This window comes from Lysobacter antibioticus HS124 (assembly GCF_000336385.2).
GTDB lineage: Bacteria > Pseudomonadota > Gammaproteobacteria > Xanthomonadales > Xanthomonadaceae > Lysobacter > Lysobacter firmicutimachus.
Genome location: NZ_HG424440.1, coordinates 1 through 26,016, shown reverse-complemented (window position 1 = coordinate 26,016; position 26,016 = coordinate 1). Strand labels below are relative to the sequence as shown.

Genomic DNA, 26,016 nt, shown 5'->3' with positions numbered 1-26,016 from the left:
GCGCCGGGCGTGCGCCAATCGCGCGGTCGCGGCCCGGCCGCGTTCCAAGGACCCGGAAATGACCGCTCTACCCTGGCGCCCCCGGCGCGCCGTCCGCTCCGTCGCGCTCGCGACGCTGCCGGTCCTGCTCGGCGCCTGCGCGGGCGATCCGCTCCGCGACGAGGTCCAGGCGCGAATCCAGGCCCTGCTGCGGACGCGGGAGCGCGCACTGGTGCCGGCCGCCGCCCTGACCGGCTTCCGCTGGCGGCAGCTCTGCTTCGGCGAGGACACGCCGCCGCAATTGCGCTTCCGGATCGACGGCGGCGAACGTCTGATCGCGCTGGATGCCGGCTACTACGTCGCCGAGCCCTACGTCGCCGGCTCGCCGGCCGGGCGCTGCCTGCCCCCGGACGCGCGCCTGCAGCTGCGCCGCCGCCCGGGCGGCGGCACGATCGAACTGCGCCTGGCGGACCCGCCGGCTCAGTGATTGGCGGTGTCGGCGAAGCCGGCTTCGATCGCCTGGCGATCGGCGTGGTAGGACGAGCGAACCAGCGGGCCGGAGGCGACGTGGGTGAAGCCCAGCGACAGGCCGTAGACCTCGAGCTGCTTGAACTCGTCCGGGGTCCAGTAGCGCAGCACCGGGTGGTGGTGCGCGGTCGGCTGCAGGTACTGGCCGATGGTGATCATGTCGACGTCGTGGGCGCGCAGGTCGCGCAGGGTCGCCTGCACCTGCTCCATGGTCTCGCCCAGGCCGAGCATGATCCCGGACTTGGTCGCGACCTGCGGGTGCTGGGCCTTGAACTTCTGCAGCAGGGTCAGCGACCACTGGTAATCGGCGCCCGGGCGGACGTTGGCGTACAGGTCCGGCACCGTCTCGACGTTGTGGTTGAACACGTCCGGCGGGTTGTGGGCCAGGATCTCCAGCGCCCGTTCCATGCGGCCCTTGCCGCGGAAATCGGGAGTGAGGATCTCGATCTTGGTGCGCGGGCTTTCGTTGCGCACCGCGGCGATGCAGTCGACGAAGTGCTGGGCGCCGCCGTCGCGCAGGTCGTCGCGGTCGACGCTGGTGATGACCACGTACTTCAGGCCCATGTCGGCGACGGTCCGCGCCAGGTTGGCCGGTTCGCTCGGGTCCGGCGGCTTGGGCCGGCCGTGGGCGACGTCGCAGAACGAGCAGCGGCGGGTGCAGACCTCGCCGAGGATCATGAAGGTCGCGGTGCCGTGGCTGAAGCACTCGTGGATGTTCGGGCAGCTGGCTTCCTCGCACACCGTGACCAGCCGGTTCTCGCGCAGCTTGGCCTTGAGCTGCTGGACCGAGTTGCCGGACGGAATCCGCACCCGGATCCACGACGGCTTGCGCAGCACCGGCGCCTCGGCGAACTGCACCGGCGAACGGTTGATCTTGTCGCCGCCGAGCTGCTTAGCGCCCGGGGTCATGGTGGTGGACTGCAACACCGCCGGGGCCGCGACCGGGTCGGCCGCGCCGACGACGGTGAGCGGGATGGTCTTGGTCGCGGTGTCGCTCATCTGGGCATTCGACTCTTATTCGTTGAACCCCCTCTCCCGCGGGCGGGAGAGGGCTGGGGTGAGGGCATCGGCGGCCGGTGTCATCGCGGCAGCGGGCGGATACGCTTGCCCTCATCCGCCCTGCGGGCACCTTCTCCCGCAAAGCGGGAGCAGGGAAAAACCGGCGGCCTAGGCGAAGCTCGGCGGCGCCGCGTCCTCGACGGTCAGCCCGAACTGGCGCGCGATCTGCGCCACCAGCACCGGCTTGACCTGGTCCATGCCCGAGGGGCCGCCCAAGTCTACCACCGAGGTCACCTGCAGCCCCTGGTAGCCGCAGGGGTTGATCCGGCGGTAGGGCTCCAGGTCCATGGCGATGTTGAAGGCCAGGCCGTGGAAGGTGCAGCCGCGGCGGACCCGGATGCCCAGGGCCATGACCTTGGCCCCGGCCACGTACACGCCCGGTGCGCCGTCGCGGCGCGCGCCTTCGATGTTCCATTCGGCCAGGGTGTCGATCACCGCCTGCTCGATCCGGTCGACGTACTCGCGCACCCCGACCTTGAGCCGGCGCAGGTCCAGCAGCGGGTACAGCACGATCTGGCCGGGGCCGTGGTAGGTCACCTGGCCGCCGCGGTCGACGTGGATCACCGGGATGTCGCCCGGCATCAGCACATGCTCGTCCTTGCCGGCCTGGCCGAGGGTGAACACCGGATCGTGCTCGACCAGCCACAGCTCGTCGGCGGTGCCGCCGTCGCGGGCGTCGGTGAAAGCCTGCATCGCCCGCCACACCGGCTCGTAGGGCTGGCGGCCGAGGTCGCGCAACTGCGCCGGCGGCGGCGCCGCGGCGCCGGCGCCCAACACTTCGGCGACGGTGTCGATCAGAGCGTCCACTTCACTTCCGGATGGTCGCGCAGCACCTGGTGGGCCAGATCGTACTGGGCGCGGTCCTGGGCGCGGAAGCTGATCCGTACCGACACGTATTTGCCGGTCGAGGAATGCTTCCACTGGATGGTTTCGGTCAGCACGTCGAGCCCGGCCTGCAGCAGCCGCTGCGGCAGCTCGCGCTCCAGCCCGGCCTCCGCCGAGCCCATCGCGCTGAGCTCGAACACACCGGGAAACTGGAAGCCGTGGTCGGGATTGTCGGAATGAAGGTCCATGGCGGCCATTATGGGTCCGCCGCCGGGGCAACCCAAGCGCAGCGGTGGGACGGCGGCGTGCCGGCGCTGGAACGGCGGGGGGCGGGGCGTGGATCGCCGGGACGGAGCGCCAGGATCGGCACAGGACCGGGTCGTGCCAGACTCAGGCCATGACTGCCGCCGTCCACGACCGCTTGCTGCTGGTGCTCGATCTCGACGAGACGCTGATCCATGCCAGCGAAGTCGAACTCGACCGGCCCGCGGACTTCTTCGCCCTGCACTACCACGTCTATCGCCGGCCGCATCTGCAGCGCTTCCTCGACCACGTCCTGGCGCGCTACCACGTCGGCGTATGGACCTCGTCGGGCGAGGTCTATGCGGCGGCGGTGGCAGCGATGCTGTTTCCGCACGGTGCGCTGCGCTTCCTGTGGGCGTCGCCGCGCCTGACCCTGCGCCGCGACTGGAACACCGGCGAGTACGAGGGCCGCAAGCAACTGCGCAAGCTCAAGCGCCATGGCTACCGGCTGGAGCGGGTGCTGGCGGTCGACGACAGTCCGTTCAAGCACGCCGACAACTACGGCAACCTGGTGTGCGTGCGCGAGTACCTCGGCGAGGACGAGGACGACGACGAGTTGCTGCGGCTGACCGATTACCTGGACCGGCTCGCCGACGAGCCGAACGTGCGCCGGATCGAGAAGCGGCGCTGGCGAGGGTGACGAGCGGACGATTCGCCCCCCCCTGACGTCGGTTCCGCGAACGCAGGCTGCACGCCGCTTCGCGCAGCCGAACCCCCAGGGCTTCGCCGACGCACGGCTCTGAAGTCTCCGGCGCCCCGCTTTCGCGAAGGTGGCGGCGGGAGCGTCGCTCGCTGAATCGGCCGCGTTCGCGACCCGCTTCTCATTATCCGCCGCGCGTTTCTCAACGCCTGCAATTCCCATCTGTTATCACTGTGGACCTCGGACCGCAGAGCGGCGCCCCCGCGCCGTGGGACATCAGCGCCATGCCTGTCAGCCAATCCACCGCCCTGTCGCTGCGCGGCCAGTTCCGCAGCCTGTACACCTCGCTCAAGCGCACCGGCCTGCTGCAGCGCACGCCGGTGGTGTTCTGCGAGGGCGACTCCTGGTTTTCCACTCCCTTGGCGATGAACCTGCTCGACTGGATTGTCTCGCCGGCGCCGGACGAGGAGGAACGCGGGGTACCGCTGTTCGGCCAGGGCGGGCTGTTTTTCCGGGTCGAACGCAGCGGCGACCACGCCGCGCGCAATCCCGAGGCGCCCAAGCGCTCGATGTTCGTGCGCGAGCACATCGACGATCTGATGGCCTGGTATTCCCGCTTCGAGTTCGACCTGATCCTGCTCAGTGCGGGCGGCAACGATTTCGTCGGTCCTTTCCTGGCCCGCACCTTCGCCGGCCACAGCAGTCTGGATGCGGACGCGGCCTTCCAGCGCGTGCTCGACAGCGGCCAGTACGCGCGCGTGCGCGAGGCCTATGCGCTGTTCCTGCAGGCCGCGATCGCGGCGCGGCCGCGGGTGCCGGTGCTGGCGCATACTTACGACTACCCTCGCCTGATCGGCCGCTCCGGCCCGCTGACCCTGGGCAACATCGGCGTCGCCGCAGCCCTGAAGAAAAGCGTCGGGCCGTGGATCGGCCCGCACCTGGGCGCGATCTCGCGCGGCAATCCCGCCGACACCGCGGCCGAGCGCCGCCGCTTCGCACGCCTGCTGATCGACGGCTTCGAACGCCACGTCCTGCGCGCGCTCAAGGCCGATCCGCGCTTCGCCGCCACCTTCGACTATGTCGACCTGCGCGGCGTGCTGGCCGACGACAGCGACTGGTTCGACGAGATGCATCCCACCGAGGCCGGTTTCCACGACCTGGCGGTCCGTTTCCGCGCTCGCATCATCGCCGCCCTGCCCGCGTCCAAGCGCTGACCGCGCCATGCCGGGCACGTCGCGCTTCACAGGCGCGACGCTCGCGCGCTCCTGCTGATACGCCGCGCGTTCGCGGCGCCATGCGCGCCCGGCGACGGAGGGACGCGCGTCGCCATCACGCGGGAATCCCATCATGAAGAACGTGTTCTTCGGCCTCGGCCTGAAATACGCCGATGCCGGCACCCATCCGCACGTCGCGCTGGGCGACGACGGCCGGGTACTCGCCGTGTGCCAGGACCAGGGCATCACCCTCAGCTACCGCACCGGCCGGCTCGACCAGATGGCCATCGTCTGGGGCGACGGCGCCGACTACGGCCGCGGCCAGCGCCCGGCGATCGCCATGCAGGGCGACTACCTGGTCGAAGTCCATCGCGGCGAAGACCGCGACGGCCTGTACAGCCGCATCGGCGTGTGGAACCGGGACGGCGTGGCCTTCGGCCAGGCCCGCCGCTACGCCAGCGGCACCAAGCCCAGCGTGGCGATGAACCGCGAATGGGTGATCGAAGTGCACGAGTCGTCCTGGAATCGGACGATCTGGTGCAACATCGGCCGCTTCGTGCTGGACCGCGACGAGATCGACTGGAACGGCAATCTGTACCTGGGCGACGGCAACCGCCCCAGCGTCGCGATCAACCAGGCCGGACAGATCGTGACCGCGCACGAATCCGACGACGGCGATCTGTATCTGCGGGTCGGCCGGATCGAGGCGCTCGACGCCGAGCACGGCCAGGACCCGCAAATCGTCTGGGACGCGCCGCAACGCTACGCCGCCGGCGCGCGTCCGTGCGTAGCGCTCAACCACGACGGCGACGTGATCGCGGTGCACGAAGCCGGCGACGGAACGGCGCTGATGCAGATGTTCGGCAGCATCGTCGAGGGCAAGGTCGTGTTCGCCGACGAACCGCAGCCATTCGACGACGGCCAGCGGCCGGCGGTGGCGTGCCGCGGCAACAAGGCGGTGCAGGTGCATCAATCGGAGAACTTCTACACCCTGTGGGCGTCCAGCTCGCGCATCGTCGATCGCTCGCGCTGGATGCAGGACCACCTGGACCGGATCGGCGCGCGCACGTTGCCGCAGTTGACCACCGGCGCCTCGCACGATGCCGGCATGTACCAGCACGGCACGCTGATGACCCTGGGCAAGACTCAGGACCTGAACCTCTATCAGCAGCTCAGCAACGGCATCCGCTATTTCGACCTGCGGCCGAAGTGGAGCGACGGCCGGCTGTACGTCGCCCACGGCCCGATCACCGGCCCCTCGCTGACCCAGATCGTCGACGACATCGCGCGATTCATGGCCGAAGGCCATCGCGAGTTGGTGACCCTCAAGTTCTCCCACTACGCCGGCTTCGACAATCCGGTGTACGAGTACCTGGTCGAACTGCTGCAAAGCAGGCTCGGCGCTTGGCTGTACCGCGGCCTGCCGCGCGGCCGGCGCCTGGCCGAGATCCCGCTGCGCGACTTCGTCCAACACAGCGGCGTGGTGCTGGCGGTCTGCGACGAGGACTATCCGGTGCGGATACCGGCGGCCGGAATCTGGGTCTATCGCGATTCCGAGTCGGCGACGGTCGAGCAAGGCGATCTGCGCGTGTTCGACCGCTACTCCAACACCACCAGTTTCGAACGCATGAGCGCCGACCAGTTGCAGAAGTTCGCCGACTACAACGGCATGTGCGTCGGCGACGAAGCGCTGCCCTGCGACCAGTTCCTGTTGTCCTGGACCCTGACCCCGTTCACCGGCGTCTGGCCGGTGTCCAAGGAGGCCAACCGCCAGCTCGGCGCATGGATGGCCGCCACCCCGCGCGAGAACGAGCACGACCGGGTGATCAACCTGCTCTACGTCGACTACGTCGAGTACGCCCGCGCCACCGACGTGGCGATGAGCATGAACGGCATCGACTAACGCACGCCGCGCGGCGATATGCGCGCCGCCCCAAACGACGACGAGCCGGCAATGCCGGCTCGTCGCCGTTCGCCCCCCGTCGGAAAAGGGGGCCAGGCGGGGATCGCGCTTGCGCTACCTCAGCGCACCAGCCTCACGACTCCCACCACATCCAGAACTCGTCCCACAGGCGCTTGAAGAAACCGCCCTCTTCGACCGCGGCCAATGCCACCAGCGGGCGCTGCGCGACCACCTTGCCGTCGAGCATGACCTTGACCGAACCGATGGCCTGCCCCTTCTTGATCGGCGCGACCAGGGTCTTGGGCACGTCCATGCTCGGCTTCAGCAGCGGGTACTTGCCGCGCGGCACGGTCACCAGCAGCGGCTCGGCGACGCCGAGCTGGATCTCGTCGGACGCGCCCTTCCACACCTTCTGCTTGGCGATGGACTTGCCGGCGTCGTAGAGCTTGTGGGTTTCGTAGAAACGGAAGCCCCAGTTCAGCAGCGCCTGGCTGTCGGTGGCGCGCTGCGCCTCGGAGGTCGAACCCATCACCACCGAGATCAGGCGCTGGTCGCCGCGCTTGGCCGAGGCCATCAGGCAGTAGCCGGCCTTGGAGTGGTGGCCGGTCTTGATGCCGTCGACCGAAGAATCGCGCCACAGCAGCAGGTTGCGGTTGGGCTGGGTGATCGGCCCGACCGTCAGTTCCTTGATCTTGTTGTACGAGTAGGCGACCGGGAAGTCGCGCACCATCGCGCGGCCGAGCAGGGCCAGGTCGCGCGCGGTCGAGTAATGGTTCGGGTCGGACAGGCCGTGCGGATTGACGAAGTGCGAGTTCTTCAGGCCGATGCGCGCGGCGTACTGGTTCATCAACGCGGCGAACGCGTCCTCGCTGCCGGCGACGTGTTCGGCCAGGGCGATCGCGGCGTCGTTGCCGGACTGCACCACCATGCCCTTTTCCATCTCGACCAGCGGTGCGCTCTTGTTGACCTCGAAGCCCGAGTAGCTGCCGTCGGTGCCCGCGCCGCCCTTGCGCCAGGCGTTCTCGGTCATCATCACCTGGTCGGTGTCCTTGACCTTGCCGCCGGCCATTTCGGCGGCGATCACGTAGCTGGTCATGACCTTGGTGATGCTGGCCGGCTCGACCCGCAGGTCGGGGTTGTGGCTGGCCAGGACGTTGCCGCTGGCCGCGTCCATCAGCACCCAGGCGGTGCCCTGGATCGCCGGCGGCGGCGGCACCGGCAACGCGTCGCTGGCCGGCGGTTGCGCGGCGGCCGGCGCGGCGGTCGCCCCCGCAGGCGCCTGCGCGGCGGCCAGGCCGGCGGCGGTGGTGACCAGGAAGGCCGAGGACAGCGCGAGGGCGGCCGCGCGCGGGGTGAAGCGGAATTTCATCGTTGAACTACTCCGGAGGCCGCTACCGGAACGGCCGGGGACGGGAAGGGTCCGGCGCCGCCGTCCTGGCGCACGCTGCGGATCGGGCCGGACCGGGCGCTCCTACCCGGTCCGCGAAACCGTGCATCCTGCCTCAGATCGACCGAGCTTGCAGCCCAAAAGGCCGTTGACGCCCGCCGCGCGCGCTCACTCGCGCACGCGCTGGGGCTGGCCGAACCCCAGACCGACGATGCGCGCGGCAAGTTCCGGCGCGGCTGCGGCCTGCAGTGGACCGACCCGCAGGCGCCAGATCTTCTGGCCGTTGGCGGCGTTGCCGTCGAGCAACCGGGCCTCGTCGATGCCGGCGCCGCGCAGCATCGACAGGGCGCGATCGGCGTTGCTGCGGGCGGAGAAGCTGGCGACCTGCAAGGTCACGTCGCCGTCGCGCGGCGCTGCGGCGGCGACCACCGCGGCGGCCTTGGCCGGGCTCGGCGGCGGCGGCGCGGCAGGCGGTGCCGGCAGGGCCGCGGACGATGCCGCGGTCGCAGCCACGGCGGTCGCCGGAGCGGCCTTGCCGGCCTTGCGCGCGGCCTTTTCGGCTGCGGCCAGCGCGCGCGCCTGTTCCTTCTGCTGCTTGGCCAGGGCGCGCTGCTCGGCCCGGGTCAGCGGTTTCGGCGGCGCAAGCTGCGCGCCCTTGCCGGTGGCGACGCGCACCTGGCGCGACTTCATCCAGGCGTCGAATTCGTCCGCCGTCATCGACTTGCCGTTCTGCATCATGTCGAAGCGGTAGTCGTACGCACCGCCGGCGGGCTTGGCCGCGCTCGCGGTGGCGGTGGCGGTGGCGGCCGTCGCGGCCGCGGCGGCCGGCTTGCCGGTGGCGACCGTGGTCTTGACCGGAGCGGCCGCGGCGACCGGCGCCGGCTTGCCGGTGGCGATGCGCACGCCCGGCGGCAGTTCGCCGGCGTTGGCGCTGGCGATCGGCATGGCCGACACCAGACGGTCGATCGCGCTCGGCTTGGCCGGTTTCTCGCTGCCCGGCGCGGGGTTGTTGGCGGCGCGGGCGTAGACCGGCGGCGGCGCCTCGCCCGGATGCAGGGCGCGCACCTCGACCCGGCCGGTGCCGCGCTGGGTGATGCCGAGCTTGACCGCGGCGGCGTAGCTGAGATCGATCACGCGCCCGTCGTGGAACGGGCCGCGGTCGTTGACCCGCACCGTCACCGCCTTGCCGTTGTCCAGGTTGGTGACCCGGGCGAAGCTCGGCAGCGGCAGCGACTTGTGCGCGGCGGTGAAGGCGTACATGTCGTACACCTCCAGGTTGGAGGTGCGGCGGCCGTGGAATTTCTGGCCGTAGTAGGACGCCGTGCCGGTCTCGACGTAGTCCTCGTGCGAGTCCAACACCTTGTAGCTCTTGCCCAGCACCTTATACGGCGAACGGTTGCCGAACTGCGAGCGCGCCTCGGCGACGACCTCCGGCTCGGGAATCGCATCGACGTCGGGGATGTAGTCCGGCGTGGAGTCCTTGACCCCCGGCGCGTACAGGCCGCCGGCCTTGTAGTTGCCGCGCTTGCTCAGGTCTTCCTGGGCCGGCGCGTAAGGCGATTTCTTGCCGCGTCCCGGCGCGTGCGCCGGCAGGCCGCTGCTGTGGACGCGATCGCGGTCCGGCAGGGCCAGGGCTTCGGAATTGGATTTCTTGGGGGCACTGGCGCAGGCGGCGAGGGCCAGCGGCAGCACGGCGGCGGCGAGCCGCCCGATCGTCGCGATCGGCGGCCGCTTCGTGCCGTGGCCGCTCATGCCTGCGGCGCCTTGGCGGGCGCGGGGCGGGCCGGCGCGGCGGGAACGGCGTTGGATGCGGTATCGGTGGCCAAGGGATTCTCCCGTCCGGCGATCGCTTCCGCCAACTGGTACACCGCCATGCCGTAGTGCTTGGAGATGTTGTAGCGGGTGATCGCGTAGAAATTGCGGAAACCGAGCCAGTATTCGGGACCGTTGACGCCGTCCAGGTTCAGCAGCGTCGCGGTCTCGGTCGACGCCACCGGCGTCAGCGGACGATAGCCGCGCGCGGCCAGATCGCTGAGCGAGTACACCGGGTCCATGTTGTCCGGTACGAAGTCCTGCGCGGTCGCGTCGCGGTTGGCGCGCGCCACCACCGGGCCGCCGCGCACCCAGCCGCCTTTCTTGACGAAGTAATTGGCGACCGAGGCGAACACGTCGTCGAGGTCGGTGAACAGATCGCGCTTGCCGTCGCCGTCGCCGTCCACCGCGAATTCGCGGTAGCTCGAGGGCATGAACTGGCCCCAGCCCATCGCCCCGGCGTAGCTGCCGGTGAGGGTGGCGATGTCGATCTTCTCTTCCTTGCCGAGCGCGAACAGCTGCGCGAGCTCGCCGCGGAAGAAAGCCTCGCGGCGGTTCTCGCGATCGGCCTTGGCCGGGTCGCCGCTGCGCGGATAAGCGAACGCCAGGGTGTACAGCGCATCGACCACGCTGTACTTGCCGGTGTTCTTGCCGAAGCTGGTTTCCACGCCGACGATCGCCACGATCACTTCGCCCGGCACGCCGGTCGCGGCCTCGACCCGCGCCAGTTGCGCGCGATGCTCGGCGAGGAAGGCCTTGCCGCCGTCGATGCGCGCCTGGGTGATGAAGATCGGCCGGTAATCGCGCCACGGCTTGGCCTCGGCCGGCCGCGACATCGCCGCGACGATGCTGTCGCGGATCTGCGCCTTGGCCAGCACCGATTCGATGTAGGCCGGGTCGATCGCGTACTTGGCCGCGGTATCGCGCACGAACTGCGCGCGCGCCTGCTCGATCGGCATCGGCACCACCGGGTCGGGCAAGGCCGGCGTGCCGACCGCCGGAGGCGGCGCCGCGGCCGGAGCCGGGGCTTTCTGCTGGACGGGGGTGGAAGCGATCGGCGCCGTCGGCGCCTGCGTAGCGCAGGCGGCCAACGCCAAGGTGAGGGCGCCGAGCAGGGCGCAACGGGCGTAGGGACGTCGGGTCATCGGGGCGAGGTTAGCATGCGACCGCGACCGAAAAAAACCTTGGGACTTCGGGACTTAACCGATTTTATTCATGTGAGGTTGTCGAAGCGGAACCCGCGGACGCGACGGCCGCGGCGGCCCGCTCGCGACCCGGCAAACATGAACAGGCTGAAGAGGGCTGAAGGGGGCGGAAGGGATTAAGCGTCCGCGACTAATCCCCTCCGTCGCGGTGCGGCGCGGTCTCGATCATCCGCCCGCCCAGTTCCTTGACCAGCTTCGCCGCCACCGCCGCGGTCAGGTTGGCGATATCGCAGCTCGGGTTGTACTCGACGATGTCGCCGGCGACGATCGGCTGGGCGATGCCCTGCAGCAGATCGATCACCTGCCGCGGCGAGGCGCCGCCGGGTTCGCGGTGCGACACGCCCGGCGCATAGGCCGGGTCGAGTCCGTCCAGGTCCAGCGACACGTAGACCGGCGTGTCCAGTTGCAGGCGCAAGCCCTCGCGCCAGGCCGCCGCCTCGATCACCTCGACCCCGAAGCGTTCGAACTGCGCGCGATGTTCGTCGTTGATCGTGCGCAGCCCGATCTGGATCAAGCGGTCGGCCAAACCTTCTTCCATGATCCGCGCGAACGGCGAGGCGTGCGAACGCGGATTGCCCTGATAGGCGTCGTACAAATCGGCATGCGCATCGATATGGACGATGGTCAGGCGCGGCTGATGGCGGCGCACCGCGCGCAGGATCGGATGGGTGACGGCGTGATCGCCGCCCAGGCACAGCAACGGCCCGCCCGCGGCCAGCGCGCGCTCCACCCCGCGCTCGATCGTCTGCCACGGGTCGACGCCGTCGTCGAAGCGCAGGTCGCCGTGATCGAGCAGGCGTCCGGGCGCGCCGAAATCGATCCCGCTTTCGCTGCGGATGCTGTAGGCGTCGCAGTGCAGCTCGCGCCGGATCAGCGGCGGCGCCAACGCGCTGCCTTTCAGGTACGAGGAGTTGTCGTCGTTGGGAATGCCCAGCAGCGATAGCGCGGTCATGGCGGAGGGTCTCGCAAGGCGGTCGAAGCACCGGCGGCGACCTTAGCCCCCGGCCTTTGCGCAGGTCTACTTCGCAAAACTGATCGATACGGTTAGATTTTCTTGATGTTCGATCTGGCCCGCCTGCGCCTGCTGCGCGACCTCGCCCGCCTCGGCACCATGACCGCGGTGGCGCAGGCGCATCGGCTGACCTCGTCGGCGGTATCGCAGCAGCTGGCGACCCTGCAGCGCGAGGCGCGCGCACCGCTGTTCGAGCAGGTCGGCCGCCGCGTGCGCCTGACCGCCGAGGGCGAGCGCCTGGCCGCGCACGCCGAACGCATCCTGCAGGCGGTCGAAGCCGCGGCGCTGGACCTGCGCGGCGCCGCGCAGTCGCCGCAGGGCGAACTGCAGGTCGCCTGCTTCGCCAGCTACGCCAAGCGCCATCTATTGCCGGCCATCCTGCGCCTGCGCGAGCGTCATCCGGCGCTGCGCGTGGTGGTGCGCGAACTCGAACCGCCCGATGCGCTGGATGCCGTGCGCGACGGTCGCTGCGATCTCGCCTTCAGCTTCGCTTACAGCCTGGTGCCGCGCCCCGTCGCCGCCGACCTCGCCTCGCGCACGGTATTCGAAGAGCCGGTCCGACTGGCCTTGCCGCCGTCGTGGCGACGCAGACGCGGCGCGGTCGAACTGCGGGCGCTGGCCGAGGCCGAATGGATCGTCGGCTCGCGCCAGACCGACGACGGCCTGCTCGCCGAGCGCGCCTGCGCCGCCGCCGGCTTCGCGCCGCGGATCAGCCACACCGTCGACGACTACGACCTGATGCTGCGCATGGTCGCGGCCGGTCTCGGGGTCGGCTTCGTGCCGCAACTGGCGCTGGAACCCTCGCGCATCGACGGCGTGGCGGTGCGCACGGCCGCCGGCGCGGCGTTGAGCCGCCGCGTGCAGGCCGCGACCCGCCCGGCCCTGGTCGCCTCGCCGAAGCTGCGCGCATTACTGGCCGAACTGGGCGCGGCGCCGATCGCCTGAGCGCGCGCTCAGAGCACCATCGCGGTCTCGAACACGATCACCGCGTCGCCCCCGATCCGCACCGACACCGGCACGTCGCCTTCGACCGCGACTTCGACCCGCACCCGCCCGGGCCGGCCCATCGCCTCGCCCTGCCCCATCGTCGCCGACAGGCCGTCGCGGTACCGCGCGCGCTCGATCAGGCCGTAGCGCACCAGGTAGGCGCCGAGCGGGCCGTTGGCGTTGCCGGTGACCGGGTCTTCGGCGATGCCGATCGCCGGCGCGAACATGCGTCCGTGCGCGAGCACGCCGGGTTCGGGCGCGTCGAGCGCGAACACGTGAAACCCGTTGCAGCCGATGGCGCGGCTGATCGCCGCCAGCCGGGGGCCGTCCGGCGTCAGCGCGTCCATGCGCCGGCGCGAACGCAGCGGCACCATCACCTTGGAGTGGCCGGTGGACACGACCTGGATCGGGCCCTCGCCGAACTCCGCCGCTGCGATGCCGAGCGCGTCCGCCAGCGCCTGCCGTTGCGCAGCGTCGAATGCATGCTCGAACGAGGGCGGGTTCTGCCGCATCCACACCCGCACCTCGCCCGCTTCGGCCGGCTCGATATCGATCTGCATCACCCCGGCGCCGGTCAGCTGGCGCAGCCGGCCGCGCGCGCCCAGGACCTGCGCGCGCACGTAGTGCGCGGCGACGGTGGCGTGGCCGCACACCGGCACCTCCACGGTCGGGGTGAAGTAGCGGATCCACACCTCGTGGCTGTCGTCGCGCGGCGCCAGCACGAAGGCGGTTTCGGAGTTGTTGAGCTCGCGCGCGATCGCCAGCATCTGCGCCTCGCTCAGGCCGTCGGCGTCGAGCACCACCCCGGCCGGGTTGCCGGCGAAGCGCCGGCGGGTGAAAGCGTCGACTTGGAATACGCGGTAGTTGCGGCTCATGCAGTGGCCGGGACGAGGGGGTTGAGCGAGCTTAACCCCCTGCGTCCCTTTGTGCCGGAAACATGCCCCGCTGCTGCACCTCTTGCGACGCTAGATCTGCGGCAACCCCGTCCGATCGTTAGGGAAGGCATTGCACCAATGAGACCAATCGTTCGGCACCGGCCCCCAGGCCGCCACGTAGGTCGGGCTACCGCACGTCAGCACATCGCCAGCCGGCACCGCCTCGCCGATGAGCTGCAAAAGGTACTCGCGATCGGTTCGCGGCAACTGGTAGCAGCCGGTCGGGTTGCCGCGCGGAGTGATGCACTTCGCGCGGCCGCTGGCGGCGTCCAGCGCCACGACGGTGTTGCGATAGACGTACCAGCCGCTGTTACCGGCGGACTGGCAACTGGCGCTGCCGGCCACGCAGTCCAGCCAGTTGCCGAAGTCCGCGTCGTAGCCGGTCCCGATCGCCGCGATGTGCTGCTTGTAGCGATCGTACTGTCCGGGCCGCAGATAGGACAGGATGGTGCTCACATCGCCGCTGCGCTTCTCGAACATGTAGCGCACGGCCAGATACCCGCCCTGGTAGACCCGCGCTTGGTCGCCGTAGCCGTTCTGGAACAACTGGCTGAGCGTCCAGGGTTTGCGCGCTGCTTGTTCGCGGGCGCGGGTGTTTTCCTGATTCAGATAGGACCATGAAATGTATTCCGCCAGCCCTTCCGTCCACCACACCGTGCCCTGGCTGTAGCCCGTCATGAAGTCGCCGTACAGGTTGTAGCGGCCGTCGAGGTAGTGCACAAACTCGTGCTCCAGATTCCAGATCTGGAACGTCGGCCGGACCCATTCGGCCTCGTAGGCGATGAAGCGGGGCTGATTGCCGGCCACCGCGGGATTGCCTTCCAGATAGACGCCGCCGTTGTTGGAATCGTTGCCGTAGATCGCGCTGGAATACCTTGCGTAGTCGGACGAACTGTTGAAGATCACCATTTCCAGCGCGGTGTTGTTGTCGTTGCCGACCGGCAGGTTCCTAGTGGCCAGGGCGCGATGGAAGTAGGCCTGTTCGCCGGCGACGGAATCGCAGGCGCTGCGCAGTTCATCGGCCGAAATGCTCTGCGCGCGGATGCTGATGGTCGGGCTGCAGGCGTGCTGAACCGGCAACACCGCCGCGCGCAGATCGTCCCTGTAGTTGCACAGGCCGTACCTCTGACAATTATCGCGATCGTAGGTTTCGACGTATTGGCCGAAGATGGTGCGCAACGGCGCCGTCGCATTGTTGAACGCCGTCAGCTCCACCAGCTGGTCGACCTTGGCGGCGGCGTAGTCCTTGATGCCGCCCGGGTACCGCATCTGCCGCGACAGCTCGCGTGCGGCGTTGAGCACCAGATACTCCTTGCCGCCGCCGAGCTTGCCGAGGTTGCTGCGAATGAAGCTCGACAGCGTATCGGCCAAGCCGGAAGCGGCCTGCTCGGTCAGGCCGGGCAGCTCGACGCCTTGGTTGAACAAGACGAAGAAGCAGTTGTTGAGCGCCCGCTCCATGAAGTAGCCGTAGGCATCGTCGTAGTTTGCGAGCAGGGTGCGGACCTGCGGCAGGAACCGGGCGTTCTCACGGGCCGAGTCGATCATGATCACGGCTTCGGCCAGGATTTCGCCGTGCGCGTCGTTCTCCAAAGCCAGGGCCACGTTGTTTGCGAAGAACGCATCGAGCGCGGCGCGCACGGACTGGGCGACGGCCGTGTTGAATGCCCCCAGCCCCTGGTCACGGTACTTAAACTGATTGTAGTAACCGGCGCGAACGAAGATGATCAGCTGCAGGATATCCTGGTCGTTGTCGCCATCGTAGCCCGGCGCGAGCCGGGCGATTTCGTCGGCAACGGCGGCCATCTTCTCGTTGGTGAAGGTCCGCAGCGCGTCGTCCCGGGACAGACCGAACAGGGAGTTCACGCAGGCCGTATCGGCATGCTTGAGCCTTCCCAGCAGATCCGCGCCGGCCGCATCCGCGAACGCGCAACCCTCATCTCCGGCGGCACCCAGCAGCGCGCGGCTGCCGGCGCCCGTGGCTGCGTGCAACGCGTCCTGCCCCGGGTTCGCACGCTTGGCTTGCGCTTTCTGCGACGGACGCTTGCGGTCGAATGCTTCGATCGCGGCTTGCTCCTCGCCGATCTTGACCCGATAGGCCTGCGGGTCACGGCTCGGCGGCACCAGCGCCGGTTCCAGCGGCCGCGCCTGGACATGCGCGCCGCCGAACATCGCTTCGCTCATCGAGGCCGCAGGCCCCGGGCGCGAATACGCGCCGGCCGGAGAGTGTGGGCGCCCCGAACGAGAATGGCTGTGGTCCTCCCCGCCCATCGCGTAGGCATCGCGCGAAGGTAACGGAGTACCGCCGGGACCGAGCAGCGCGTAGTTCCCATCCTGCGCCGACAACCGCCCCGGCTTTTCCGCGCCGAACATCTTCGCCAGCCAGGCATCGGCCACGGCCACCGGACCGGGCGCGCGATCGCGAGCATCCGACACCGCGCTCCCGTCGCCCTCGGTGGACACCCCGACCAGGACGAAACTCAGCAATGCCGCGCCGACCGCCATGAAGCCGACGTTTTTCTTCTTCGAGTGCAACATCGTAACCCTCCTGTTCAGGATCAGGCGATGCTGGCTGCCACCGATGCTGATCGAGGCGCACGGCAGATACGGCCTGAACGTTGCGATTGGAGGCAGTGATCGATCACCGCCCGCGTGCGGCTACGGCAAGCTCGGTCGAGCGGTTCGCCATCGTCGCGACGGCGGTGCCTGAGTCGTGTTCCGGCACCCGCTAAACCCTGCTGCGCCATAACCCGCGAACATTTAGGCACGCACGCGCGGAAAGTCGTATACGGAATACTCCTATAAGAATCTTCCTAGGCCCCCTGCGCAGAGACCGGCGATCGCCCAGCGCTTGCGTTGCCGCCGTCGAGCGCAGCAGACTCGCAGACCCCGCCGACGACGATGCAAGCGGTAGCGCGGTCGAAGCGGTCGGACGCTGGCCCGCCGGCTGCAGATGTTGCGAACCTCGCCGATCCGTCCACACGGCGCGGACGCGCACGTTCGCGGCGTTCGATTCGCCGACGCAGAGGCCGGACCCGAAGCCCCGATGCAGCCGTGCGCAGCGCGCGCCGGCTCTGGAGCGCTCCGTCAGTGCCGCGCCTTGGCCCGCGTCGCCACCGTGTCGGCGCTGGCCGGCTCGCGGAACGGCAGCAGGTACATGCGCCAGATCGACGGCTGCTCCGGACCGATCCCGGTCTGTTCGACCGCGCCGCGGCCGAAGGTGCCGAACACGCGATCCCAGACGATGGCGTTGCAGGCGTAGTTGCTGTTGCTGTGCTCGAACACCTGCGAGTGGTGGCGGCGGTGGTGATGGCCGGCGGTGAAGAACAGGTTCCACAGCGGCGTGTGCAGGCGCAGGTTGGCGTGGGCCAGGGTCGTGTTGAGCAGCGACAGCATCGCCGCCGCCGCGACGATCTGCGCCGAGATCCCGGTCAGCGCCGCGACCAGGCTCAGCGGCAGGGCCAGGAACACCGCTTCGAAGGGATGGTTGCTGCCGACGTTGAGCGCGTGCAGGTTGTGGAAGCCGTGGTGGAAACCGTGCCCGGTCAGCCGCCACAGCCAGACCCAACGGTGGATCGCACGGTGGACCCAGTAATAGATCAGGTCACCGACGAAGAACAGCAGCAGCGCCTGCAGCGGCCACGGCCAATGGTGCGGCCACAGGGCCGCGCCCGCCGGCCCGCGCGCGCCGGCCAGCAGCTGCGGCAGCCAGGCCTCGTACAGCCCGACCAGCAGCGCGGCGACCACGACGCCGAACAGATACACCCCGACCAGCTTGAGCTTGGCGACGCCGCTGAGCCGCCACTGCGGCATCGCCGGCCGCCATCGCTCCAGGCCTTCCATTGCCAGCAATAAGGCGGCCGCGGTCGCCAGCATGGCGCCCTCGCCGCCGCCCAGCGCCCACCACAACGCCAGGCCGGCGGCGATCAGCAAAGGATGGCCACAACGTTCGAACAGGCGCACGAGCAAGGACGATCGAGGCATCGCGGGCGATCCGTCGGCGGTCGCGCGCCACGGCGGCGCGCATCCCTGGCGAGAACGCACGATAGCGCCCGCGCCGGCCGCCGCCTCGGCCTGGGATTGCGGATCGGTGCCGGCTAACCGTTGGCATTGCCGATGGTCAGGTGCAGCGCCGGCTGCGGCTCGCGCGGCAGGCCCAGTTCCTCGCGCAGATCGAGCAAGGCCGGGCAGCGCACCGGGCACCAGACATAGCCCTGCGCCTCGTGCACCTGCGGGTCGTAGTCGAAACCGACCGTCGCCCCGTCCAGGCGCTTCCACGCCGCCGGCCGCGGCGGCGTCTCGCCGCGGATCACCGAGATATGCGGTCCCCACAACGGCGCCTGCAGCACGCGCGTGCGCCGATGGCCGAGCAGGTATTGATGGCGCAGATAACGGCCGAGCTCGGGATCGCAGTCCACGATCAGCCACCACACGGTACTGCCGCCGTCGCGGCGCCGATGGCCGCCGCGGCCCAGTTGCGGGCTGTAGCGCAGGGTGCCGGTGGAGGGGAGCCAGAGAGGCGTCATGGGAATGCGACAGAATGCGACAGGGACGGAGGGATTAAGCGCACGCGCTCAGCCCGCTGCGTCCCTACCGGCGCGCTGGAACGCCGCCTGCACGAAGCCCAGCCCGGCCAGGATCTGCGCCACCCGCTGCGGCGACAGCGCGCCGATGCGCTCGCCCAGCCGCGCCTTGTACAACGACGACACCTGCGACACCACCACCACGCTCTGCCGCGGCAACCCGCCCTCGCCCGGCTCCAGCAACACATTGCCCGGCTCGCTGGCCCGGCCCAGGTTCGAACTCAGCGCGCACACCACCACGGTCGAGATCCGCGAAGCGTTGAACAGATCGTCCTGCACCACTACGTGCGGATGCGGCACCCCGGGTACCGACCCGCGCGAGGGGTCGGCATCGATCCAGAAGAGGTCGCCTTGGCGGATGAGGCTGTGGTGGGGGCGGTCCAGGGCGGCGGGGTCTCGATCCATGGGGACGAAAGATAAGAGAAATCACAGATAAAAAAGCAAGCCAAATCCCTCATCCCTGGCTAGCAGAAACAGGCTAAAGAAGGCAACTATAGGAAGGTGACCCGGACGCCAGCACAATAGATAAAACGCGCACATTTGCTAATAGGAGCCCCCAACCTCATAGCGAGCAGAGATGCTGAGGCATTGCATTCAAAAAATTCAAACTTCCAGAGCGGCCATTGGTCCATGACCCGATGGAGCCAAATTCCTCTTCGTTCAACCAAGCCGGCGCAGAGACCATGAAAACAATTATTCCTTGCCTGACATGTGGCGGGTCAGGAGGCGCTCCGACTCTGTTCTTCGCAGACTACTACGATGACCATACGATCAGGACTAGCTGCCCTAACGGCCATCCTGTTGTTGCAATTGTACAAAACCCGAAGTTCGAAACACTTCTCGAAACAGGAAGCGACTCACTTATCCTAGGCCAAACCCTTCAAGCTTCAGCCGCATTCTCTAGCGCACGAGAACGAGCACTTGAGTTCGCCACGCAAGTATTACTACGAAAGCTCGGCATCTCACGGGGCGATTACCAGGCAATGTTCAAGGACATGTCAAACCAATCCGAGCGACAGCTCGGTGCGTTCCTTACAGCCCATCTAGCCGTTACAAAAACCGCATTCACACTCAACCACAGCATTCCAAAGTTTCGAAACAACGTGATACACAAGGGGAAGATTCCACCTCCTGACGAGGCCCTTTCGTTTTGCTCATCGGTTTTTGATGAAATACGCCTAGCTTGCGAAGCCCTACGCGCCCACTGCAGGGAGCAAATTAGCGCGGTGATCCTTGAGCAGAATTCTGAGCGCGTAAGAGATCTAAAAGGAACACCTGGAATCGTCACAGCCTCACTAAACGCAATTTACTCCATCATCTCCGACCCTACTCCTGACAGCTTCGAAAGCGCATTGGGAAATTACAGAGAATGGAAACAGCAATTCACCGAGAAAAACATTTCCGCACTAATGGATTTTTTGCAAAATAACCAAAAGAAACAGGAAAAATCGTAACTCATTGGGTTCAAAGGGGCACTGTCTGTCGGCGTTCTGAGCAGGGCGACATACCCGGAACCGGCCACAACTTGACTATAGCGCTATCCGTGGGCCGTTCTGTGCCTGCACCGACTCTGGCGATTGCGCTTGGGCACGCTCTTGCGCCTGCTGTTGGTTGATCTGCTCCACCTGTGCGAGGCTCCGCTCAGCAGGAACCTGCGATGCGACATGAGTATCCACGTGAGTGGTGAAGAACGGCCCTTGCTTGCCGAATGGCGCATAGACCGCGAACACGTTCACCCCACCCTGTGAGGTAGGGCGGCCGACCGCCACCTCATCCAGCCGCTTGCTCAGCGGATCGGCCTTGTGCTCCCGCAGCAACGCAGCCGCTATGTTGTCGGACTGCTGTTCGTTCCATCGCCCGTCGCTACGGACGGCTTGTCGGATCAAATCGTAGGCCGCGAAGTCCGGATTCGATGGATGATCCGCACGCGGCTGGCTGGGCACTGCCGGTTGCGCGACCTCGGCCACGTCCTTGCGTGAACCCGACGCGACGCGCGAGTGAGTGTGCGAGATGGCCTCGTAGTTACGCTGCCCGTGGCTGATATCGACATAGGCGAACGACTGCCCCTCCCCACCCAGGTCGACACCGGCCCGCTCGATCTTGCGTGGGTCGAGCTTCAGGGCGGCCAAATCGAGTTCGATGTCCGGCACATGCATCGTCGTCCCCCGGGCATAGTTGCGCCTCGCCTCGTGCAAGGTTTCCATGGCGTAGGCGCCGTAATAGGCCGCGTAGCCGGAATCGCCATGCAGGCCCAGGCGTGACGCTCGATCGGTATAGCACTGCGCCACGGCTTCCACCGCCGGGCTGACCAGCTTGTTGCCGGTTCGCTGGATCCCATCGGGGGAGAGGCGAACCCCGGACGCCAACACGCCGTTCTCCACACAGGGCGTGGAAGGGTCCGCCCGCCGCAGAAACTCCTCCCGATTGAACTCGGCTGCTTGTCCGCCGCTGGTACGGCTGGCCAATGCATTCATGCCCACCAACTCGGCCATCGCCTCGTTGCGTCGCGTGAACTTGAGATAGCGCTCGACCGGGGCGGTTACGTCTGCAGACGTTCCCTCATGCGACGCTTGGCGCACCGCTTCGGTCGCGTTGTAGTTGAGCAGATAGCGCTCGCGCCGCTCGGCCTCCGCCAGCAACGCGTGGCCGGCTTCATGGCCCAGCACCACCGCGATGTTGTCCTGGCGCAATTGCGGGTCGTGCCAGCGCTGGCGGTCGAAATTTTCGGCAACCAGGGAAATGGTGCCCGTCTTGCTGTCGTAGCGCCCTGCTTCGTTGGGATGATTCGAGATCGCCAGATGCTTGAGGTCGCCGCTTTGGATCGACGACGCCAAGACGTTAGCCAAATATGGCGAGCTCGCGATGGCCGTTTCCAGATCCTTCACGGCCCCCGGAGGCAATCCCGGTTGATGGGACAGCTCATCGATCAAGAGGCGGATATCGCCGTGTATTTCAGCCATGCGCCTCGTCCTTGAAGGCGTCGATGCGCAGGCTGCGCACGCAAGACTGGCCCGACACCGTAATCACGTCCGCCAGCAGTGCGATCACGGTGCCTTCGGCGGTGCGTTTGGAGTACGAGGCATGTTCGTCGCCAGCGCGGTCGCGCCAGCCCTCCTTGCCTGCGTAGCCCAGCGGTTGAACGTGGCGACGCAGGCTGTCCAGTTCGAACAGGCAGGCAACCGGTCCTTCGTACACTGTCTGCGACAAACCCACCGTCCATTTGTCCGGCGATTCGCGATACAGCGCGTCCACCCAGACCTTGTACGTGGCTCCGCCCGGCAATAGGCCGGTCGCCTCGTGGCTGCCGTTTCTATCCACCAAGGTCAGCCCTAGCCATTCGGCGACGCGTTCCGGCCGGGTGTCCAGCGGGGTCTTCAGGCCGTCGATGAGCCGCAGGATGCGCGTACGCCAGGCTTCTGCGGTCAGTTCAGGCCCGGGGGGCACCGGCGGCAAAGGCACAGGCGCGATGGAAGGCGTGGACGGCGAAACGGACTGCTCGGCGATGCGATCCAACTGTGCGGCGACGGCATCGGCGGAGGCCTCACCGCCCTGCGGGGCTTGTGTTTGAGTCACGGCGGAGTCCTTTTCCGTATCGGCGGCGGCTTGCGCCGGCTGGCGTGCGCAACCGAGCAAGGCCAGACCGGCGATCAGCGCAGCGGTGGGGTGGAGCCATCGAGCAGGGGGCATGGCAGCGTCCTTCGTCCCAGGTCCTGGCGGCCGCGCGACGGTTGTGTTCAGTGGACGGCCTATCGTTGAGTCTACCTACGCGAATGCCGCGTGGCTGTAGTCGAATGGGCACCGCGCACAATGAAACCGTAGTCGAATTTACGGCAGCCTGTGTTTGTGCTGGCATGCGTGATGGTTCGCGGTCGCGGCTCGCGCCGCTCCTACCCCGGAGAGCCCGGAGCCGGCGCTGCAGCCGGCTCAGCGGCCGCTATGCACCGGGCGATGCGCCTTGACCGCCATCACCACGCCGAGGCCGGCGAGCAACGACACCGCCGAGGTGCCGCCGTAGCTGAGCAGGGGCATCGGCACGCCGACCACCGGCAGCAGGCCGGAGATCATGCCGCCGTTGACGATCACGTAGACGAAGAAGGCCAGTCCCAGGGCGCCGGCGATCAGGCGCGAGTAGCCGTCGCGCGCCTCGGCGGCGATCCACAGGCAGCGGCCGACCACGAACAGATACAAGGCCAGCACCGTAGCCACGCCGACCCAGCCGAACTCTTCGCTGAGCACGGCGAAGATGAAGTCGGTGGTGTGTTCGGGCAGGTAGTTCAAGTGCGACTGCGAGCCCTGCAGCCAGCCCTTGCCGGTCATGCCGCCGGCGCCGATCGCGATCTTGGACTGGATGATGTTCCAGCCGGTGCCGAGCGGGTCGGTTTCCGGGTTGAGGAAGGTCAGGATGCGGTCTTTCTGGTACGGCCGCAGCAGCCAGAACCAGGCCACCGGCGCGATCGCGGCGACCGCGCTGAAGGCGGCGCCGAACCACCACCACGGCAGGCCGGCCAGGTACAGCGCGAACGCGCCGCTGATGCCGACCAGCATCGCGGTGCCGAAGTCGGGCTGGAGCAGGATCAGTCCGGTCGGCGCGCCGATCAGCAGGCCGGCGATCAGCACCGTGCCGACCTTCGGCGGCAGCGCCTGGCGATTGAGGAACCAGGCCACCATCATCGGCAGGCTGAGCTTGAGCAGTTCGGCCGGCTGGAAATAGAACACCTTCAGGTCGATCCAATGGCGGCCGTGCTTGCCGGTGCCGATCAGCAGCACCAGCAGCAGCGGCACCATCGAGAACGCATAGGCCAGCGGCGTCCAGTTGCGCAGTTGCGACGGCGGCAGCCGCGACAGGCCCCACATCGCTCCCAGGCCGACGGCGAAGCGCGAGCCCTGGGCGAAGACCATGCGGGTGGAATGTTCGCCGGCGCTGTACAGCACCGCCAGGCCGATCGCCATCAGCGCCAGCAAGGCGCCCAGCAGCGGCAGGTCGAGGGTGCGGGCGAAGCGTTGGGCCAGGTCCCACAGGTAGCGCAGGATCACTCTCATCGTTGCGGCTCCGTCGCCGGCGCCGCACCGGTGTCGGCGGCGGGCTCGGCCGGCGCTTCGGCGGCGGCATCGGCCCGGCTGGCGTCGCCTGCCGCGCCGGCGCCCGCATCGCGTTCGCCAGGCGCCGGCAGTCCCGGCAAGGCGGGCCGCGCCAGCGCCTGCGGCGCGCGCCCCGGCTGCGCGGCCACGCGCGCGTTGGCCTGCGCGACCGCCGCGGCCCAGGCGCCGTTGACCGCCACCGGCACCACCGCCGGCTCCGCGCCCGCGACCGTGCCGGACTCGACCGAGACGTCGGCGAAGCTGGGCACCGCCGGCGCGTCCTTGGACGGTTCGGTCTCCGGCATCTTGCCGAGCAGCCACGCGTCGAAGATCTTGCGCGCGATCGGCGCGGCGGTGCTGCCGCCGTAGCCGCCGTGCTCGACCACCACCGCGACCGCGATGGTCGGGTTCTCGGCCGGCGCGTAACCGACGAACAGCGCCTGGTGGCGCAGGTGGTACGGCAGCGAATGCGGATTCATGCTGACGTTGCCCTTGCGGCTGACCTTCTGCGCGGTGCCGGTCTTGCCGGCCATGCGGTAGGGCGCGCCGCGGGCCATGATCCGCGCGGTGCCGCGGCCGCCGTGGATGGTCGCCTCCATGCCTTCGCGCACCGCGCGCAGGTGCTGCGGATGGTCGGTGATCAGGCTCGGCGGCTTGACCACGTTCGGCACCCACGGCGCCTCGTAGCCGGTGCGGATTTCGCGCACCAGGTGCAGTTGCTGCAGGTGGCCGCCGTTGGCGATCGCGGCGGTGCCGCGCGCCAGTTGCAGCGCGGTCACCACCCAATAGCCCTGGCCGATGCCGGCGATGACGGTTTCGCCCGGATACCAGCCTTCCTTCTTGTTGCGCTTGGCCTTCCACTCCGGCGACGGCAGGATGCCGGTGTTCTCGCCGGCCAGGTCGATGCCGGTCTGCTGGCCGAAGCCGTAGCGCAGCATGTACTGGTCGAAGCGGGCGATGCCCATCTCCAGCGCCAGCTTGTAGTAGTAGGTGTTGACCGACTGGGCGATCGACTCGCGCAGATCGACCCAACCGTGGCCGCCGCCGTGCGAGTCGCGGTAGCCGCGCTTCTGCCCGGGAATGTGGAACTCGCCGGTCGACAGAGTGCGATCCTCGGGCCGGCGCAAGCCGCTGTCGAGGCCGGCCAGGGCCACGAACGGCTTCATGGTCGAACCCGGCGGACCGCCGCCGAGCACGTTGCGGTTGAACTGCGGCCGCGAGGGGTCTTCGTTGAGGCGCTTGTAGTCGGCGCTGGAGATGCCGTTGACGAACAGGTTGGTGTCGTAGCTGGGCAGGCTGACCATGCCCAGCACTTCGCCGGTGCGCGGGTCGACCGCGACCGCCGAGCCGTCCATTTCGCCGAACGCGGCCACCATGGCGCGCTGCAGGTCCATGTCGATGCTCAAACGCAGGTCGGCGCCGGGCTTGGCCGGGACATGGCCGACCTGGCGGATCGGGCGGCCGTCGACGTTGGTCTCGATCTGCTCGTAGCCGATCTGGCCGCGCAGCTGCGATTCGTAGAAGCGTTCCAGGCCGGTCTTGCCGGTGTGGGTCAGCACGCCGGCGTTGGCGCCCATCGACTCCTGGTCCTTGGTGTCGACCCGGCCGACATAGCCGATCACGTGCGCGAACAGGTCGCCGTAGGGATAACGGCGGTTGAGGTAGGACACCAGCTCGACGCCGGGGAAGCGCCAGCGGTCGACCGCGAACGCGGCGACCTCTTCGTCGCTGACCCGCATCTTCAGCACGATCGGCTTGAAGCCGCGGGTGGCCTTGCGCTCGTTCTCGTAGCGCTTGATGTCCTCCGGCGACAGGTTCACCACCGACGCCAACTGCGGCAGCCACTTGTCGCTGTCGCCGGCCTCCATCGGGGTGACCTCGATCCGGAACGCGGGCACGTTGTCGGCGAGGATGCGGCCCTGGCGGTCGTAGATCAGCCCGCGTCCCGGCACCACCGGGCGCAGCTTGACCCGGTTGGCTTCCGAGCGCATCGCGTAGTCGGCGTGCTGCCAGACCTGCAGGCGGAAATACCAGAAGCCCAGGCCGATCACGCCCGCCAGCACGCAGGCGAAGGCGATCGCGGCGCGGGCGCGGAACTGGTCGGCCTCGGCCGCGTTGTTTTTCAGCACCCGTCGGCGCGGCCGCATCTCAGCGTCTCCGCCAGCTGCCCAGGCGCAGCGCGTCCAGCAGCAGGAAGATCGGCGGCCACAGCAGCATGCCGGCCAGCGGCGCCAGCCAGAACGCCGCCGGCAGGGTCGGCTCGCGCAGCACGGTGTGGATGGCGAAGGTGACGATGCGGTCGTTGAGCATCAGCCCGCCGATCGCCAGCGCCTGCTGCGACAAGGGGAAGAAGCGCAACCGGGCGCGGAAGCGCTGCAGGATGAAGGCCATGATGACCAGCCGCAGCGCCTGCTCGCCGAGCAGGCCGTCGGAGACCAGATCGCCGGCCAGGCCGACCAGGAACGAGAAGCCCAGTCCGACCCGCTCGGGGTCCTCGATCACCCAGTAGGCCAGCACCAGGCCGAGCCAGAACGGCCGCAGCGGCTGCAGCAACTGCGGCAGCGGCAA

Annotated in this window: 23 protein-coding genes and 1 pseudogene; 7 read left to right on the top strand and 17 right to left on the bottom strand. The window is 68.4% G+C overall.

All coding sequences use genetic code 11. From position 1 onward, the window contains the following. Positions 1-58 precede the first annotated feature (58 nt). The gene (locus TX83_RS00110; RefSeq protein WP_064745865.1) at positions 59-466 is read left to right on the top strand and encodes a hypothetical protein; all 408 of its coding nucleotides are present in this window, start codon (positions 59-61) and stop codon (positions 464-466) included. Here TX83_RS00110 and lipA read toward each other — a convergent pair. The 3 genes from lipA to TX83_RS00095 all read right to left on the bottom strand — a co-directional run bounded on the left by lipA (position 460) and on the right by TX83_RS00095 (position 2,639). Beyond that, the gene (gene lipA / locus TX83_RS00105) at positions 460-1,506 is read right to left on the bottom strand and encodes a lipoyl synthase (protein WP_064745864.1); all 1,047 of its coding nucleotides are present in this window, start codon (positions 1,504-1,506) and stop codon (positions 460-462) included. The two genes, TX83_RS00110 and lipA, sit on opposite strands and share 7 nt — an antisense overlap. Positions 1,507-1,674: 168 nt before the next feature. Next, positions 1,675-2,361: a lipoyl(octanoyl) transferase LipB gene (lipB, locus tag TX83_RS00100; RefSeq protein WP_064745885.1), complete on the bottom strand. Its 687-nt coding sequence runs from the start codon at positions 2,359-2,361 to the stop codon at positions 1,675-1,677. Further along, complete coding sequence (locus tag TX83_RS00095) at positions 2,361-2,639, bottom strand: DUF493 family protein (RefSeq protein ID WP_064745863.1); 279 nt, start codon at positions 2,637-2,639, stop codon at positions 2,361-2,363. Before TX83_RS00095 ends, lipB begins: the two co-directional genes overlap by 1 nt. 149 nt (positions 2,640-2,788) lie before the next feature. On the opposite strand from TX83_RS00095, the gene TX83_RS00090 reads away from it, so the two are divergent. From TX83_RS00090 to TX83_RS00080, 3 genes are all read left to right on the top strand, one after another. Further along, on the top strand, positions 2,789-3,334 hold the full coding sequence (locus tag TX83_RS00090) for an HAD family hydrolase (RefSeq protein ID WP_064745862.1): 546 nt from the start codon (positions 2,789-2,791) through the stop codon (positions 3,332-3,334). A gap of 284 nt (positions 3,335-3,618) precedes the next feature. Continuing rightward, positions 3,619-4,548, top strand: a complete 930-nt coding sequence (locus TX83_RS00085) for a hypothetical protein (RefSeq protein ID WP_141233291.1) — start codon at positions 3,619-3,621, stop codon at positions 4,546-4,548. Positions 4,549-4,681: 133 nt separating this feature from the next. Further along, a complete protein-coding gene (locus TX83_RS00080; RefSeq protein ID WP_064745860.1) occupies positions 4,682-6,451 on the top strand; it encodes a hypothetical protein in 1,770 nt (589 codons plus the stop codon). A gap of 133 nt (positions 6,452-6,584) precedes the next feature. On the opposite strand, the gene TX83_RS00075 is transcribed toward TX83_RS00080, so the two are convergent. The 4 genes and pseudogenes from TX83_RS00075 to TX83_RS00060 form a co-directional block, all read right to left on the bottom strand. Beyond that, on the bottom strand, positions 6,585-7,820 hold the full coding sequence (locus TX83_RS00075) for a D-alanyl-D-alanine carboxypeptidase family protein (RefSeq protein WP_064745859.1): 1,236 nt from the start codon (positions 7,818-7,820) through the stop codon (positions 6,585-6,587). 186 nt (positions 7,821-8,006) lie between these two features. Then, on the bottom strand, positions 8,007-9,590 hold the full coding sequence (locus TX83_RS00070) for a septal ring lytic transglycosylase RlpA family protein (RefSeq protein WP_064745858.1): 1,584 nt from the start codon (positions 9,588-9,590) through the stop codon (positions 8,007-8,009). Between the two features lie 68 nt (positions 9,591-9,658). After that, positions 9,659-10,795 (bottom strand): annotated as a pseudogene (mltB, locus tag TX83_RS00065) (lytic murein transglycosylase B); the annotation flags it as partial. A gap of 190 nt (positions 10,796-10,985) precedes the next feature. After that, entirely contained in the window at positions 10,986-11,807 is an 822-nt protein-coding gene (locus TX83_RS00060) for an agmatinase family protein (protein ID WP_064745857.1), read from the bottom strand. 105 nt (positions 11,808-11,912) lie between these two features. Here TX83_RS00060 and TX83_RS00055 point away from each other — a divergent pair, with 105 nt between their 5' ends. After that, positions 11,913-12,812: a LysR substrate-binding domain-containing protein gene (locus tag TX83_RS00055; protein ID WP_064745856.1), complete on the top strand. Its 900-nt coding sequence runs from the start codon at positions 11,913-11,915 to the stop codon at positions 12,810-12,812. Between the two features lie 8 nt (positions 12,813-12,820). Here TX83_RS00055 and TX83_RS00050 read toward each other — a convergent pair whose 3' ends face one another. Next, the gene (locus TX83_RS00050; protein ID WP_064745855.1) at positions 12,821-13,729 is read right to left on the bottom strand and encodes a PhzF family isomerase; all 909 of its coding nucleotides are present in this window, start codon (positions 13,727-13,729) and stop codon (positions 12,821-12,823) included. A gap of 90 nt (positions 13,730-13,819) precedes the next feature. Then, entirely contained in the window at positions 13,820-16,291 is a 2,472-nt protein-coding gene (locus TX83_RS00045; protein WP_186442473.1) for a collagenase, read from the bottom strand. Here TX83_RS00045 and TX83_RS23085 point away from each other — a divergent pair. Beyond that, on the top strand, positions 16,290-16,496 hold the full coding sequence (locus tag TX83_RS23085; RefSeq protein ID WP_186442472.1) for a hypothetical protein: 207 nt from the start codon (positions 16,290-16,292) through the stop codon (positions 16,494-16,496). The two genes, TX83_RS00045 and TX83_RS23085, sit on opposite strands and share 2 nt — an antisense overlap. Before the next feature lie 377 nt (positions 16,497-16,873). Here TX83_RS23085 and TX83_RS00040 read toward each other — a convergent pair whose 3' ends face one another. The 3 genes from TX83_RS00040 to TX83_RS00030 all read right to left on the bottom strand — a co-directional run bounded on the left by TX83_RS00040 (position 16,874) and on the right by TX83_RS00030 (position 18,774). Further along, positions 16,874-17,770, bottom strand: coding sequence for a sterol desaturase family protein (locus TX83_RS00040; protein ID WP_079247958.1), 897 nt, complete (start codon positions 17,768-17,770; stop codon positions 16,874-16,876). A gap of 113 nt (positions 17,771-17,883) precedes the next feature. Continuing rightward, positions 17,884-18,312, bottom strand: a complete 429-nt coding sequence (locus TX83_RS00035) for a hypothetical protein (protein WP_064745852.1) — start codon at positions 18,310-18,312, stop codon at positions 17,884-17,886. 48 nt (positions 18,313-18,360) lie between these two features. After that, positions 18,361-18,774, bottom strand: coding sequence for a type II toxin-antitoxin system PemK/MazF family toxin (locus TX83_RS00030; protein WP_064745851.1), 414 nt, complete (start codon positions 18,772-18,774; stop codon positions 18,361-18,363). A gap of 278 nt (positions 18,775-19,052) precedes the next feature. Here TX83_RS00030 and TX83_RS22435 point away from each other — a divergent pair, with 278 nt between their 5' ends. Next, positions 19,053-19,823 carry a hypothetical protein gene (locus tag TX83_RS22435; protein ID WP_141233290.1) on the top strand — a complete coding sequence of 257 codons (771 nt, stop codon included), beginning with the start codon at positions 19,053-19,055 and terminating at the stop codon, positions 19,821-19,823. Positions 19,824-19,898: 75 nt separating this feature from the next. Here the strand turns inward: TX83_RS22435 and TX83_RS00025 are convergent, their stop codons facing one another. The 5 genes from TX83_RS00025 to mreD form a co-directional block, all read right to left on the bottom strand. After that, a complete protein-coding gene (locus tag TX83_RS00025; protein WP_064745850.1) occupies positions 19,899-21,329 on the bottom strand; it encodes an XVIPCD domain-containing protein in 1,431 nt (476 codons plus the stop codon). Then, entirely contained in the window at positions 21,322-22,056 is a 735-nt protein-coding gene (locus TX83_RS00020) for a hypothetical protein (protein WP_141233289.1), read from the bottom strand. Before TX83_RS00020 ends, TX83_RS00025 begins: the two co-directional genes overlap by 8 nt. A gap of 237 nt (positions 22,057-22,293) precedes the next feature. Then, positions 22,294-23,409: a rod shape-determining protein RodA gene (rodA, locus tag TX83_RS00015; protein WP_064745848.1), complete on the bottom strand. Its 1,116-nt coding sequence runs from the start codon at positions 23,407-23,409 to the stop codon at positions 22,294-22,296. Then, a complete protein-coding gene (gene mrdA / locus TX83_RS00010) occupies positions 23,406-25,595 on the bottom strand; it encodes a penicillin-binding protein 2 (protein ID WP_064745847.1) in 2,190 nt (729 codons plus the stop codon). Before mrdA ends, rodA begins: the two co-directional genes overlap by 4 nt. 1 nt (position 25,596) lies before the next feature. Beyond that, on the bottom strand, positions 25,597-26,016 hold a 420-nt coding region (gene mreD / locus TX83_RS00005), incomplete at its 5' end, for a rod shape-determining protein MreD (RefSeq protein WP_064745846.1).